The sequence below is a fragment of the Saccharopolyspora sp. NPDC049426 genome (assembly GCF_040676935.1).
GTDB lineage: Bacteria > Actinomycetota > Actinomycetes > Mycobacteriales > Pseudonocardiaceae > Saccharopolyspora.
This window is the reverse complement of sequence record NZ_JBFAPZ010000003.1, coordinates 385,588-400,070: the sequence shown is the minus strand read 5'-3', so window position 1 is coordinate 400,070 and position 14,483 is coordinate 385,588. Positions and strand designations below refer to the sequence as shown.

Annotated in this window: 11 protein-coding genes; 5 read left to right on the top strand and 6 right to left on the bottom strand. The window is 68.6% G+C overall.

The window, feature by feature from the left end; genetic code table 11:
- Positions 1-35: 35 nt before the first annotated feature.
- The gene (locus AB0J78_RS08025; RefSeq protein ID WP_363787941.1) at positions 36-356 is read right to left on the bottom strand and encodes a hypothetical protein; all 321 of its coding nucleotides are present in this window, start codon (positions 354-356) and stop codon (positions 36-38) included.
- A gap of 485 nt (positions 357-841) precedes the next feature.
- Between AB0J78_RS08025 and AB0J78_RS08020 the strand changes: the two genes are divergently transcribed.
- Together AB0J78_RS08020 and AB0J78_RS08015 are read left to right on the top strand one after the other, a co-directional pair.
- A complete protein-coding gene (locus AB0J78_RS08020) occupies positions 842-1,087 on the top strand; it encodes a DUF2933 domain-containing protein (RefSeq protein ID WP_363787940.1) in 246 nt (81 codons plus the stop codon).
- A gap of 163 nt (positions 1,088-1,250) precedes the next feature.
- Positions 1,251-1,877: a hypothetical protein gene (locus AB0J78_RS08015; protein ID WP_363787939.1), complete on the top strand. Its 627-nt coding sequence runs from the start codon at positions 1,251-1,253 to the stop codon at positions 1,875-1,877.
- A gap of 276 nt (positions 1,878-2,153) precedes the next feature.
- On the opposite strand, the gene AB0J78_RS08010 is transcribed toward AB0J78_RS08015, so the two are convergent.
- Positions 2,154-2,591, bottom strand: a complete 438-nt coding sequence (locus tag AB0J78_RS08010) for a universal stress protein (protein ID WP_363787938.1) — start codon at positions 2,589-2,591, stop codon at positions 2,154-2,156.
- 226 nt (positions 2,592-2,817) lie between these two features.
- Here AB0J78_RS08010 and AB0J78_RS08005 point away from each other — a divergent pair, with 226 nt between their 5' ends.
- On the top strand, positions 2,818-3,321 hold the full coding sequence (locus AB0J78_RS08005) for a universal stress protein (RefSeq protein WP_363787937.1): 504 nt from the start codon (positions 2,818-2,820) through the stop codon (positions 3,319-3,321).
- A 70-nt stretch (positions 3,322-3,391) separates the two neighbouring features.
- On the opposite strand, the gene AB0J78_RS08000 is transcribed toward AB0J78_RS08005, so the two are convergent.
- Together AB0J78_RS08000 and otsB are read right to left on the bottom strand one after the other, a co-directional pair.
- Positions 3,392-4,228: a universal stress protein gene (locus tag AB0J78_RS08000; RefSeq protein ID WP_363787936.1), complete on the bottom strand. Its 837-nt coding sequence runs from the start codon at positions 4,226-4,228 to the stop codon at positions 3,392-3,394.
- 253 nt (positions 4,229-4,481) lie between these two features.
- Positions 4,482-6,056: a trehalose-phosphatase gene (gene otsB, locus AB0J78_RS07995; protein ID WP_363787935.1), complete on the bottom strand. Its 1,575-nt coding sequence runs from the start codon at positions 6,054-6,056 to the stop codon at positions 4,482-4,484.
- 355 nt (positions 6,057-6,411) lie between these two features.
- Between otsB and AB0J78_RS07990 the strand changes: the two genes are divergently transcribed.
- Both AB0J78_RS07990 and AB0J78_RS07985 read left to right on the top strand, forming a co-directional pair.
- Entirely contained in the window at positions 6,412-9,093 is a 2,682-nt protein-coding gene (locus AB0J78_RS07990; RefSeq protein WP_363788137.1) for a cation-transporting P-type ATPase, read from the top strand.
- A 104-nt stretch (positions 9,094-9,197) separates the two neighbouring features.
- Positions 9,198-9,809, top strand: coding sequence for a hypothetical protein (locus tag AB0J78_RS07985; protein WP_363787934.1), 612 nt, complete (start codon positions 9,198-9,200; stop codon positions 9,807-9,809).
- A 148-nt stretch (positions 9,810-9,957) separates the two neighbouring features.
- Here the strand turns inward: AB0J78_RS07985 and fdhF are convergent, their stop codons facing one another.
- Both fdhF and AB0J78_RS07975 read right to left on the bottom strand, forming a co-directional pair.
- The gene (fdhF, locus tag AB0J78_RS07980; protein WP_363787933.1) at positions 9,958-12,633 is read right to left on the bottom strand and encodes a formate dehydrogenase subunit alpha; all 2,676 of its coding nucleotides are present in this window, start codon (positions 12,631-12,633) and stop codon (positions 9,958-9,960) included.
- Positions 12,633-14,318, bottom strand: a complete 1,686-nt coding sequence (locus AB0J78_RS07975) for an NAD(P)H-dependent oxidoreductase subunit E (protein ID WP_363787931.1) — start codon at positions 14,316-14,318, stop codon at positions 12,633-12,635. Before AB0J78_RS07975 ends, fdhF begins: the two co-directional genes overlap by 1 nt.
- Positions 14,319-14,483 lie beyond the last annotated feature (165 nt).

Genomic DNA, 14,483 nt, shown 5'->3' with positions numbered 1-14,483 from the left:
CTGCTCGCCGCGCCGTCCACGCGGGCCGTTGTGGGTTAGTGCAGCCATGCGTCACGCACGAGGAGCATCACCGCCGCGCCGCCGATGATGAGCGCTGCGGGCACGATGACGGTGGTGGGTGCGCCTGCCGACCAGGCGAGCAGTCCAGCAGCGGCGAGTGCAACGGTGCCGACGATGGGCCGACGCAGTGCCGCGTGGGTGTTTGTCGGCATCGGTGTGTCGGTATCCGTGGATGTGCCCTGCTGCGAGTACCTGGGCATGCGGGTGATGGATCGCAGCAAGACGGCGAACAACGCGATCCCCGCGGTGAGCAGGACCGTGCTGGCGATGAGCCACGGCCGCGCCGCACCGCTCATTTCCGGTGCGAAGGCCTTGACTGCTATACCCGCACCCAGGATCGATCCTGAGGCGGTCCAGGGCTCCGGTCGAGTGGGGTTCACCAGTGGTCACCCCGGTTCCTCTCACTGATGCGGTTGTGCGCCTCGGGTGGCATTGCTCGTTCGGAGGACGCCGGGAACGAACGCCCGGGTGCCGGCCGCGTAGACCGCCACTGCTCACCGAACCGTTTGGCGACCTAGGGCCCTGTGACATGGTCATCACGCCTTGTCGCGACTGTTTGCTCGGCACAGCAGGATGCGGTAGGGCCGAAGTACCCGATCCTCGCTGAGCTCCCTCGTCCGGGGGCGCCCCTTGGGCTTGGGCGGTGACACCGGGAAGAATCTTCAGGCGGCAGAAAGCCGCGTTTGAAGGTCCCCGAGTGGAGGCTTTCGTCCCTGCACAACCGTGCACGTTGCCGCGCATTCTTGGGATACCAGTCACTTGGGCTGGCGGAGGATGCTTTGTGAAGGAACTTCCCATGAGGAATTGGCATTACGGACTTTATGCCATCGTTGCTACCGCCATCGCGGTGCTGGGAGCGCTGTGGTTGGGCGTGCCGGTCGGCACGATCGCGCTCCTCGGGCTGGTGCTGGTGTGCCCGTTGATGATGATGTTCATGATGCGGGGCATGCGTGGTGGCGGGTCAGACGAGCACGATCACGATGTCGGCGAGCGTTACGATCCACACCGCCACACTCCTCGTGGTTGAGATGGCACCCCTGTGCCGGTGAATGTGACAGCCGCGCCACTTTCGTCTGTTCGGAATGTGTGAGTACCGGTCGCGTTGGGTGGAGGTCGCCATGAATGAGAGGCTCTGGGAACGGCTGGGCGCAGGCAGTGGCCTGTTCGCTGCAGTGGTTCTCCTTGTCGGGATGTTGCTCGTGCCCATGCCGGTTGGCCTCGCCGATGATCCGTTGGCCATCGCATCTTATTTCGCCGAGAACCGCGTGGAGATCCAGGTCGCGGTCCTGCTGGTGTCGTTGGGTGCGGTGGTGTCCTTGTGGTTCGTCGCCCACCTGCGTCACGTGTTGCAGAGGGCCGAAGGCGGTGAGGAAGCGTTCGCACCCGTGATCCTTCTCGCCGGGGCGAGCCTGGCGGTGGCCACGATGTTCGCCATGATCCCCGCTGCCGTGCTGGCCGCTCTCACCACGCGGACGGCATCGCTGAACGGACCAGCCGTTCTCACCCTCTACACACTGCACCAGCAAGCCGGCGGAGCGATCGGTCTGCTGATCGCCCTGTTCGCGGCCACGGCAGGTGCTGCCATGGTGCGCCGCGAGATCACCGGGCCGTGGCTGGGATGGCTGGGTTTCCTCGTGGCCGCGCTCGGTCTGGTCGCAGCGGTGACGGTCTTCTTCGACGCGGGTGTGCTGATGACGGTGCTGATGTTCGCCGCGGGCATCGCGTTCGTCCTGTGGATCGGCGCAGCGTCGGTGGTCATGGTCACGCGACCGGAAGTCGATCGAGCAGGGGCAGCGCGCACCGCCTTCGCGCACTAGCTGCAGCGCTCGGCCCGGGCATCGCGCGAGTTTCCGGAACGGTATTCGGCCTGATGCCCCCGCAGATGATGATCGCCCACCAGGGGTGCGAGGCCGAGTTGGCCCGAAGCATGAACGGCGAACCGAACAACTCGCCCGCGGCAACGAAATCAGCAAGGCTGCGCGATCTCATTCCGCGCACGGTCCAGTTCTCGGCGAGGAACAGGCGCAGCACGACCGGCCCAGCGGCGGCGAGGCACAAATCCACTGGGGCGAAACCTCGGAACTGACCGGCCATCACTCCTTGTTGCGGACGACGATCACTGGGCAGTGCGCGTGGTGCATGACGTGCTGGCTGACCGATCCGAGAAGGGCTTCGGTGAATCCGCCGTGTCCGCGGTGGCCGACGGCGATCAAATCTGCTCCCACGTCTTCTGCGGCGTCGAGGAGGGCACTGGCCGGATGCCCGGAGGCGACCTCGTTGCGCACTGCGACCTCGCTGTTCTCGGTGACGACCTCCGCGACGGTCTCGCTCAGCCGGGTCGCAGCGCGGCGTGCGATGTCGTCGCTCTCAGGCACCTGCCAGTTGTAGATCAGCGGCTGGTCCCAGGCCATGACAGCCACGATCTGCCCGTCGGTCTGAGCGGCGTGCCACGCGGCCCACCGCAACGCCGCGACCGACGGTGGCGAACCGTCCACGCCGACGACGATCGTGTACTTGTGCGCATTGTTCATGGAGCCTCCCCGGGAGAACGGGATACCCCGCTTCCGCTTGACCGAAACGGAGTCGCTCAAGTGTGAGAACGGGTTCGCCGCTACGACGGCTGTGTCCGGCTTCCGGGTAGACGATGACGAAATGCCCTAATCTTCCCATGACGGGAGGCTCATTCTTGGGTGGGAGCAGCCCTCCGGGAAAGCGGCCGCTCCCGCCGGACGAGATCGTCGGAGCGAGGGGATCGCTGTGATCGAGAGCAGGCTGTTCGTCGTGGGCGTGGACGGTTCGGAGGCGAGCCAACGTGCGCTGCAGTGGGCGTTGCGGGAGGCACGGGCGCGCGGGGCTTGGGTCGCCGCGATCATGGTGTGGCAGTCGCACGCGGTGCTCTCCGGTCCCGCTCCGCTGATGATGAATCCCAGGCTGGCACCGCACGAAGTGCGCGATCAGCACTGGCAGGAGCTGACCCGGGTCGTCAGCGAGGGCCTTGCGGGCGCGTCCACGCCTAAGTTGCACGAGGAGCTACTAGAAGGGGTCCCGGAGGAAGTACTGGCCGAGAAGTCGGCGCACGCCGCGATGCTCGTCCTCGGCGACCGAGGACGTGGTCGGGTCGCCGACGCGGTACTGGGCAGCACCGCGTTGCGCTGCATTCACCACGCGCGGTGCCCGGTCCTGATCATCCCCAGCGGCTTCGACCTCGGGGAGATCGGTCCGGAAACGGCGCACGAGGCCAGTGATCCGGTCCTCGGCTGAGCCGGTCGACCATCCGCGCAGGCATGCACCGCCCGCGAGGTAGATCATCGGCCGGGTTCGCGCGAATCGATCACGTGGCTGTGTCATCCGAGCTGCCGACGACCGCGACCGGGCAGGGCGCGTGGTGCAGGACGCCGGCGGCGACCGAACCCAGGAACACCCCGTCGAATCCACCACGCCCGCGGTGCCCGACGACGAGCAGCTGCGCGTCCCGGCCCACGTCGGCCAGCGCCGCCACGGGGTGGCCGCGCTGCGCCAGCTGCCGAGTGCGGACGTCCGGGAACTGCTCGTGCAAGGCGGAGACTTGCTCGGCGAGCGACTGCTCGACGTCCCGCTGCACGCGGTCACGCTCGTCGGATGACAGCAGTCCGGCGAGCAGGTCCCCTTCGTGCCACACCTCCGTCACGAGCAACTCGGCACCGGCGCGTTGAGCCTCTTCGAACGCGAACCGCAAGGCGGCAGAGCTGGATTCAGAGCCGTCGACACCGACCGCCACCGGCCCGACGGTCGTCGGCACGCCCCGTCGGACCACGACGACCGGACACGAGCCGTGGGTGGCCACGGCGGAGCTCACCCCGCCGAGCAGAGCGTCCGCGAAACCGCCGTGCCCGCGTCCGCCGAGAACCATCAGCTGCGCCTTCCGGCTGTGCCGCAGGAGTTCCTCGACCGGTCTTCCTTGCGCGATCTCGACGTCCACCGCGAGGTGGGGGGCCATGGCCCGGCACTTGGCGGCGGCCTTGTGCACCGCGCTCTCGGCGTGAGACGCGCGGGCCGGGTCGTCGTTGACGATCACGAGCAGCAGAGCTGCCCCGCGGTGGTCCGCCTCGGCCACGGCCCAGTTGGCCGCGTGCACGGCGTCCTCGGAACCGTCGATTCCCACGACAATGGGTTGGTCCGGTGTCGTCATGTCGGTCTCCCATTCGGCTTGCGCTGCGAACTGAGCGGTGCCCGCTCCCCGTCGCGATGACGCGGCAATGCCTTCGTCCGCTCTGGTTCCGAAGGTCTGTTCGTCCGGCTCCTCACCACCAGCGACACGAGTCCAACGCTCTAGGCATACCCGTGACGAGCACCGCCACGCGAGTCGAAGGGCCCGTCCGGGTAACCCGCCGCCGCGCGGCGGCATGGTGCGCCGGCCTACGCTTCGCCGCTCCATTCACTGTTCAGGAGCGGTCGTGGTTGGCCGCGAGTGAGACGAAGCGGGCCAGCAACCCGGTCAGGGAACTCGGGTCGTCGACGCCGTAGTGGGCCCAAGTCAGGCGGTCGCCGTGCTCGGCGCTGCGCACGACCACGCCGATGCCGTCCTCGCGGACCTCGCGCAGGGCGTCTTCGTCGGTGTAGTCGTCTCCGGCGAAGACGGGCACCGCGCCGGCGCCCGCCAGTCCCATGTGCTCCAGCAGCCAGCGCAAGGCTCTGCCCTTGTTCCAGTCGACGTCCGGCAGCAGCTCGATCACCCGGCGTCCGTGCGCAAGGCGCAGCGCGGGGAACGTGCGACCGATGCGGTCGACCGCGGACAGCACGTCGTCGGTGAAATCCGGCCGGACGTTGCGGTAGTGCACGGCTAGGGCGAAACGCTTGCGGTCGACACGCGAACCTGGGATGAGCTTCAGCTCCTCGCGGAGGTGCCGTTCGGCTTCGTCGAGGCCGTGCAGCGCCGAATCGCCGACGTCGTGCGCGATCAAGGCGCCGTCGGGGCTCGCCAGTTCGAACCCGTGGCTGCCCGCGTACCAGAGTTCGTCGAGGTGAACTCGGCGGCGCACGTCGTCGAGATCCCGGCCGCTGAGCACCGCTACCGGGCTGTGCCTGGAGAGCTGTTGCAGGACGTCTCGCGTGCGTGCGGGCATGACGACTTCGGTGGGGTCCTCGCGGATCGGAGCGAGGGTCCCGTCGAAGTCCAGCACCAGCACGAGGCGGCGATCTCGCAGCCGCAGGGCGATCTCGTCCCAGCATCGGTGGGCGTCGGGCACCTCGGACAGACGCCGATCGGCCGAGGTCGTGACGGAAATGTCGCTGAGCGTGGACACGACCACATCGGCACCTGCTTGCAGCAATCGGCTCGGCGGACCCGTGCGGGCGACTCCGATGACGCGGCCGAAGGATCCGGCCTTGGCCGCCTGGACTCCGGCTTTGGCGTCCTCGACGACCACGCACGCCGAGGCCGGCGTGTCGAGGCGGCGCGCTGCTTCGAGGAAGATCGCCGGTTCGGGCTTGCCGGGCAAGTTGAGCCGATCGGCGAGCACGCCGTCGACGCGGATGTCGAACAGCTGCCCCGCACCGGCGCGCCGGAGGACCTGCCGGCAGTTCCGGCTGGCGGAGATGATGGCTGTTCGAACGCCGTGTTCGCGCAGGGCCTCGATCAGCGCTACCGCGTCGTCGAACAGCAGCGCACCCGCCGTGGCGAGTGCATCGAGGAAGTAGTGGTCCTTGAGCTTGCCGAGACCGTGGGCGGTTTCGAGGCCGGCGACGTCATCGGCATCGCCGTGCGGTACCGCGATGCCACGGGAACCGAGGAAGTCCAGCACTCCGTCGATCCGCCGCTTGCCGTCGACGTAGTCGGCGTAATCGGCTCGTCGGAACGGCTGGTGATCTTCGTTCGAGGCGTGGGGGCGCTCCGCCAAGTACTGGTCGAACAGGCGTTTCCACGCCGCTGAGTGCACGGCGGCGGTATCGGTGATCACGCCGTCCATGTCGAACACCACTCCGCGGTAGCGTCGAGGATCGATGTTCGTGGTGACCATGTGGGCTCCCGCGCCTCCCGCGACCACTGAGCGAGGCGTGGTCAGTGGTTACCCGCCTGCGCGCAAGGGTATTCACCGTGCCAGGCGGTTCCGAGATGCGCGAGCGCGCACACCACGTGCGGACAGCTGTGCCGCGATTGTGGTGGCCGCTGTGCGATCTCGGAACCGAGCAGGTAGACCGGCAACGAAGCGAACCTCGGTGCGATCTGCCGGGTTGGTGGTCGGCGGTTCGCGGTCAACGCCGGAGGGAGGGTGACGCGGGTGGACCGTGGCGTTGCGCCATCCGGCCCCGGGCACCTGAGGTGCCGGGGATGTGCCGCGTCGCGAAGTAGCTGAGGTGGCAAGTCCGCGCCACATCGCATCCTCCGGTCGAGAACGGGACCCGGCGGCCATCGATCCGCGCGAGCCGACGGCGCGCGTGTTCAGGGACCTGCGGACGACCGCTGGAGGACTCACCTCGCGGGAAGCTTGGCGGCGGCTCGAGGTGCACGGTCCCAACGATCTGCCGCATCACGCGGTCAGGGGATGGCCGGTCGCGTTGCTGCGGCAGTTGACCCATCCGCTGGCACTGCTGCTGTGGATCGCCGGGGTGCTGGCCTGGATCGTCGGCACGCATGAGCTCGCATTGGCGATCGTCGCAGTCATCCTGCTCAACTCAGCACTCGCGTTCTGGCAGGAAGAGCAGGCGGAGCAGGCCGTCGAAGCCCTCGGGGACTACTTGCCGCAGCACAGCCAGGTACGGAGGGACGGGAGCCCCGCGCGGGTGCTGGCCACCGAGCTCGTGCCAGGAGATGTGCTGCTGCTCGGCGAAGGCGACCGGGTTCCCGCGGATGCCAGACTGCTCAGCGGCGCCCTCGAAATCGACGCCTCCGCGCTGACCGGCGAGTCCAGTCCGGTCGAGCGGACTGCGGACTTGCCGGACACGGCGCGACGCCCGGTGGACTCGCCGGTGTTGGTCTTCAGCGGCACCGTGTGCACTGGGGGGAGTGCGGAAGCCGTCGTGCACGCGACCGGTCGGCACACGGAGTTGGGCCGGATCGCGATGCTCTCGGCACGGGTGCGGCTGGCCGAGAGCCCCCTGGAACGCCAGGTGCGCCGTGTCGCGTGGTTGATCGCGGCCGTTGCCACCGGCGTCGCTGCCGCCTTCCTGCCCCTGGGCGTGCTGGCCGGCCTGACGTGGACGCAAGCCTTCGTGTTCGCGATCGGACTGCTCGTGGCCAACGTCCCCGAGGGGCTCCTGCCGACGATCACGCTCTCGCTCGCGGCCGGGGTGCGCAGCATGGCGCGCAGCGGTGCGCTGGTCAAACGCCTCTCGGCAGTGGAGACGCTCGGCTCGACAACCGTCATCTGCACGGACAAGACCGGCACCTTGACCCGCAACGTCATGCGGGTCGTGGAAACGCGAGACGGCGTCGGCGCGCCCGCTTCACCCCGGCCTGAGTTCGCCGTGGCGGTGGCCCGGTGCACCACGGCGGACGAACGCACGAATTCCGGCGATCCCATGGAACTGGCCTTGCTGGCGTTCTCGCGCTCCGTCGGCGAGGGCCTGAGCTCCGAATGGCGGGACGCGGAACGGGCCAGGCTGTTCAGATTCGACACGCACTTGAAGCGGATGACCACCGTGGACCACCTGGCGTCCAGGTACGTCGCACACGTCAAAGGCGCCCCCGAAGAGGTGCTGCCCCGGTGCACCAGCTCCCAGGACGATCGTGGTGCGGTGCGGTCGCTGACGGACCAGGAACGGGCCAGGTTGCTCGATGTGGTGAACGAGATGGCCGGACGCGGGCTGCGGGTGATCGCGGTGGCGTGCCGCGACTTCCCGGTGCTGCCTTCAGATCGCGAGACGGCTGAAACGGACCTGTGCCTCTTCGGGCTGATCGGGCTGATCGACCCGCCACGAGAAGAGGTCGCCGCCGCGGTGAGCGCATGTCACGCGGCGGGCATCCGCGTCCACGTGGTCACCGGCGACAACGGTCGTACCGCGGCTGCGATCGCGCGACAGGTCGGCATCGGAGCGGACCAGGTGGTCGACGGGGCGGACTTGGACGCGATGGCAGAGTCCGACCTGGACGAGCTGTTGATGAGCGGCCAGGAGATCGTGTTCTGCCGGGCCGCCCCCGAGGGCAAGCTCCGCATCGCCGATGCGCTGCACCACTGCGAGCAGGTGGTCGCGATGACGGGCGACGGGGTCAATGACGCACCTGCCCTGCGTCGGGCCGATCTGGGCGTGGCGATGGGGGCCAGCGGGACCGACGTCGCCCGCGAGGCCGCTACCGTCGTGCTCACCGACGACAACTTCGCGACCATCGTCAGCGGGATCGAAGAAGGCCGCCGGGTTTACGACAACGTGCGCAAGTTCGTCCTCTACATCTTCGCCCACGCGGTGCCTGAGGTCTTGCCTTTCCTGCTGTTCGCGCTCTCGGGCGGAGCGATCCCACTGCCGTTGACGGTGCTGCAGATCCTCGCGATCGATCTGGGCACCGAGACGCTGCCGGCCCTGGCTCTGGGCCGGGAGCGCGCCGAGCCCGGTTTGATGGATCGACCACCGAGAACGCGGTCCGACAGCGTGGTCACGCGGCGCCTGCTGTTGCGGGCGTGGGGGATCATGGGAGTGATCTCAGGGATTCTCGTTCTCACCGGGTTCTTCGCGGTGCTGCTCGCCGCCGGATGGCGACCAGGGGCGGACGTGTCGGGGAACGCGGTGCTCCACCACGCCTACCTGCAGGCGACCACCGTGACTTTCCTGGGCATCGTCTTCTGCCAGATCGGTACTGCGTTCGCGTCTCGCACCCAGTACGTCGCGCTCCGGCAAATCGGGCTGAACAGCAACAGGTTGCTGCTCGTCGGCTGTGCGTTCGAGCTGCTGTTCGCGGCCGCGATCGTCTACCTGCCCCCGCTGCGCGCGGTGTTCAACACCGCACCGCCTCCGGTTTGGACATACGTCCTCATGTTGCCGTTCCCGGTGCTCGTGTGGGGAGCCGATGAGCTCTACCGAAGCTTGTCGCGCGCTCGGACGGCGCGATGTCGAGGACTGTGAGTGGCCTCGTGCGGCGCTGCGGCGACTGACCGATGACGAAAGACCCTGGATGGGGCTCGGCTGATCACCGAGCCTGAGAGCAAGGAGCTACTCGGGAGAACGCGATGCGCTGCGATCGGCTGTCGGCCGGGGCCCATTGGCTCGGTCAGGCTCTGCGATCGACGCCGAACCCACTGCGGCGTCGGCTGGATCGCCTCACGGCGATCCTGGTGCTCGGGCTGCTCCTCATGGCGTTGGCCGTGCCTGCGGGGGCGATCGCGTGGGGCGAGGCGACGTACGCCGCGAACGCCCGGGCGGCCGCCGAGGCCGTCGAGACTCGGCGCCCTGTGGAGGCCGCCGTCATCGCACCGCCCACCACGCAGGTCGTGGGAATCAATCCCGACATCCAGACGACCACTCATCGCGCCGATGTGAGGTGGGTCGGCGTCGACGGGACTCCCCGGATCGGGAACGTCGAGGTCGGTCGAACAACTGCGACGGGTGGGAAGGTCGTGGTGTGGGTTGACGACGCCGATCGGGTCGTAGCGGCGCCGTTGACCGCAGGCCAACTCCGCGCCTCCGAAATCGCGTTCATCTTCTGGTTGGTCACCATCGGCGAGGCGCTGTGCGCGGCTTTGATGGTCTGGGTTCACCGGGTCGCGAACGCCCGTGCGCAGTGCGCGTGGAGCCGGGAGTGGGAGATCGTCGGACCCAAGTGGACGCGGCAGCAATACTGACGCCGCGCGACGGGAGCTCTGACCACCCGCTTCGTCGACCAAACCGCACGTCGGCAACGGTGCACGCGCAAGTCCCTGCAGTGGCGAGCTGTTGGTGACCCCGCGCCCGGGAGCGATTCGGTTGCCACGACCCGAATCGCCTCTCCCGTCATCGTGATACCTCGGCACCGATGTCGACGGCGGTGACCTTGTATTCGGGGCAGCCGGTCACCGCGTCGGTGTGTGGCGAAGTGACTCTGTTGACGGCGACGTGCGGGAAGTGGAAGGACGTGAACACCTGTCCCGGTGCGACGTCTCGTGTGACGTGGGCTGCCAAGGTGGCCTGACCCCACCTGCTGGTGACGGTCACGTCCGCCCCCTCGACCACTCCGAGGTGCGCTGCGTCGGAAGGGTGAAGTTCGAGGGCCTCGTCCGGGAGCAGTTCGGTGTTCTGGGTGCGCCGCGTCATGGATCCGGTGTTGTAGTGCTCGAGTCGGCGGCCGGTGATCAAGGTGTACGGGTATTGGGAGTCGGGTTGTTCGCCGGGTGGGAGGTAGGGCCGCGCGGCGAAGGCGGCGCGGCCGTTGGGGGTGGCGAACCCGTCGAGGTAGAGGACCGCGGTGCTCGGTCGATCTGCCGCCTGGCAAGGCCAGTGCAGCGGGCCTTCAGCGTCGAGGCGCTGGTGCGACAGACCGGCGAAGATCGGTGTGAGCGAAGCGCATTCGTCGAGCGCCTCGGCGGGTGTCCGGCAACCCAGGTCCACGCCCAAGGCATTGGCGATCCGGTGCACGATGGTGAAATCGGTGGCGGACTCCCCGGGTGAGGTGAGCGCGGGACGGACTCGCTGGAAGCGGCGGTCGAAGTTGACGAAGGTGCCGTCCTTCTCCAGGAAGGAGGCCGCGGGCAGGACCACGTCGGCGAGCTCGGCGGTTTCTGAGCGGAAGATGTCCTGGCAGATCACGAAGTCGCATGCGCGCAGTGCGGTGCGGACGTGGTGTGCGTTCGGGTCGCTGCGGACGACGTCCTCACCGATGATGTGCAGCGCGCGCAGGTCGCCGGAGATCGCGGCGTCGAACATCTGCGGGATTCGCAGGCCCGGGCGCTCGGGCAGCTCGCCGCCCCACCGGGCCGCGAACCGGTCGCGGATCGAGGTGTCGGTGACCGGTTGGTAGCCGGGGAGCACGTCTGGGAGCGCCCCCATGTCGGACGCACCTTGGACGTTGTTCTGACCTCTCAGCGGAAGGATTCCGCAACAACCGGGGGTCCCGACGGAGCCGCGGAGGATGGCCAGGTTGGCGAGGGTGCGCACACCGTCGGTCCCGTGTGCGTGCTCGGTGATCCCGAGGCCGTAGACGATGACCGGACGCTGCGCTCGCCCGAACAGCCGCGCTGCCTCGACCAGGTCCGCGGCTGGAACGGAGGCGATCTCGGCGGCGAAGCCGGGTGGGTACCCCTGCACGAGCTGGGCGAGGTCGTCGAAGTGCGAGGTGCGGTGCTCGATGAAGTCGTGGTCCAGTTGGCCCTGCTCGATCAGCTCTCGGGCGATGGCATTGAAGACGGCTACGTTGGAGCCTGGACGGGCTTGCAGGTGGACGTCGGCGAGGGCAGCGAGTTCGATGCGGCGCGGATCCACGACGATGAGGCGTGCCCCGGCCATCACGCGTTGCTTGATGCGCGCCCCGACCACGGGGTGCGCTTCAGTCGGGTTGGCGCCCACGAGCAGGATGCAGTCGGTGCGGTCCAGGTCGTCGAGCGGGTTGGTGCCGCCGGCCAGTCCGAAGGAGGCGGTGAGCCCGGCCGCCGAAGGAGCGTGGCAGAGCCTCGAGCAGTTGTCGATGCTGTTGGTGCCGACCGCGGTGCGGATGAACTTCTGGGCGAGGTAGTTCTCCTCGTTCGTGGCTCGCGCGGAGGAGATCATGGCGATGGCGTCCGGCCCGTGCTGTTCCCGGATCGAGCTCAACCGATGCGCGATCGTGGACAGGGCATCATCCCAAGTGGTTTCGACCAGTTGGTCGTCGCGTCGCACCAGGGGTGCGGTGAGGCGATCATCGGCGCGGCTGAAGGCGTGGGCGAACCGCCCCTTGATGCAGGCGTGCCCGCGGTTGACAGGGGCGCGGTGCGTCGGGGTGATGGCGGCGACGGCGCCGTCCCGGACGTGGACATCGAGCGTGCAACCGACTCCGCAGTAGCCGCAGGTGGTAGTGGTCGTCGTGGTCGGGCGGAGGTCGAGCAGGCCCGGCTCGGAAAGCGCTCCGGTGGGACAGCTGTCCACGCAGCCTCCGCATCCGACGCAAGGGGAGGAGACCCAAGGGCCACCATCACCGGCGGCGACAACGGTGCCGAATCCGCGTCCGGTGAGCTCCAGCGCGAACGTCCCCTGGACCTCGGCGCACATGGCCACGCACCTGCCGCAGGCGATGCACAGGTCCCGGTCCAGCTTGACGTAGGGGTGTGAGTGGTCGAGTCCTCGTTCGTGCTCCGCACCGCTGAAGCTGCTGGTGGTGATGCCGAAGTGGGCGCAGGCCCGGACCAGTTCGCTGCGCTCGGACGGCAGGTCCAGGGCACGCTCGGGAAGTTCGGACACGATCAGTTCCACGGCTTCACCAGCGGCTTGTCGGGCGACCGGATCGTTGAGGCGGACCTGCAATCCGTCGCTCGCGGGCGTCGTGCAGGCGGCGACGACGCGCTCTCCGGCTCGCACGAGGCAGGTCCGGCAGGAGCCGCGTGGCGAGAGCCGCTCGTCGTGGCAGAGCGCAGGCAGATCGGCACTCGCGGCGTGCACGGCATCGAGCACGGTGGCACCGTCCGGAACCGTCACCGAGGCCTCTTCGACGAGGACGTGCATCAGGCCTCCCCTCCGGTGAGCTCGTCCGGGTACACCTGGAGCAGGCTGCGCACCGCGGTGGATACGCCCCGACCGAAAGCGCACAGGCTTCCCACGGACATCACGCTCAACACCTTGTCGTGCTGCTCCAGGATTCGTCTGGAACTGGTCGGGAATTGCGTCGCCAACTCCTGGCCGCGGCGGGTTCCCACCCGGCACGGCGTGCAGGAGCCGCAGCTTTCAGCGGCGGCGAAGCTCCACGCGTGCCGGAGCAGTTCCCGCGCATCGATCCGGTCGTCGACCGCGACCAGACTGCCGTGGCCGAGCCCGACCCCGGATTCGGCAAGGTCTTCTGCCAGCAGCGGGATGTCCAGGTCGTCCGGAGATACGAAGCCGCCGAGCGGGCCGCCGATCTGCAGGGCCCGGAGTTGGTAACCCGGAATGAGACCGCCGCCGAGCTCGTCGACGAGGTGGCGCAACGAGACACCGAACTCGACCTCGTACACGCCCGGGTGCGCGAAGCGCTGACTCAAGCACACGAGTTTGGTGCCGGTCTCGGTCGGATTGCCAAGCCTTGCGTAGGCGGTGCCGCCGTGGCGCAGCACCCACGGCACCGCGGCCAGCGTTTCCACGTTGTTGACCGAGGTGGGCTGCCCGTTGAGGCCATGTTCGGTGGGATATGGCGGCCTGGGGCGCACAGCGCCGCGGAATCCCTGCAGCGCGTGCAGGAGGGCGGTTTCCTCCCCTGCGACGTAGGAGCCAGCGCCCTGCACGACCTCGATGTCGAAGTCGACCGGGGAGCCGTGCACACCGCGGCCCAGGTGTCCAGCTTCGCGTGCGCTCTTCACCGCGTCGCGCACCTTCTCGGCAGCCAACGGGTATTCGGAACGGACGAACACCACTCCCCGGTTCGCTCCCGTCGCGAAGCCCGCGAGCGCCAGCCCTTCGAGAACTCGGTCCGGGTCGCTTTCCAGCAGCAGCCGGTCGCAGAAAGAGCCGGGGTCGCCCTCGTCGCCGTTGGCCACCACGAATTTCGGCTCCGGGCCGCTCGCGGCCGCTCGCCACTTGTCGGCCACGGGAAACTCCGCACCTCCGCGACCGCGCAGCCCGGCGCGCGCGACCTCGGATCGGACCGCCCTCGGGGACTGGGTGGCCACGATCTGCGGCCACACCTGCCACGAGGCTTCCTTCCCGGTCAGTCCTGCAAGCACGACGGTCCGAGCACCGGTGGCTCGATAGGGGATCGCAGGTGGTGGTGCGCTCTGGGGATCGGTGGAGCGCAATCGTTCACCGATGTCAGGGCCGGTGATCGGTGTGCGCCCGTCCAGCGCCGCCGGTGAGTTGTAGCAGTAACCGAGGCAGTACGCCCCGGCCAACGACCGCGAGCCGTCCGCGCTGGCCTGTCCGGCGGTCACGCCCAGTGCCGCCTCCGCCACCGGCACGGTGTGCTCACCGGCCGAGACGAAGCACGACGTACCGGCGCACATCTGCACGTGCCGGTGCCCACGGGAACCGGCGAAATCAGCGTAGAACCCGGCGGCGCCGGTCAACGCTGCCACCGGCCGCCCGAGGTCGTCGGCGACGGCACGCAGGTCGGCTTGGTCGATTCGCGCGTGCTGCGCCGAGGCGTCGTGGAGCCGTTCGAGCGCACGGCCGTCGCTTCGACCGAACCGCCGTTCCCTTTCGACGAACGCGTCTCGACCCATGGGCTCCTCCCACTCGGATCGTCAGCGTGGAACCACCGCGCAAGGCGGGCCACGTGGTGCGGCGCGCCTTGGCAGGCGTCCCGCCGTTGCCTCGAACTCACGGTGACCGACCACGTACGGCTTCGCGAGCCGAGCTGTTCCGGGCAGCACCCGCGGCTGCGAGAC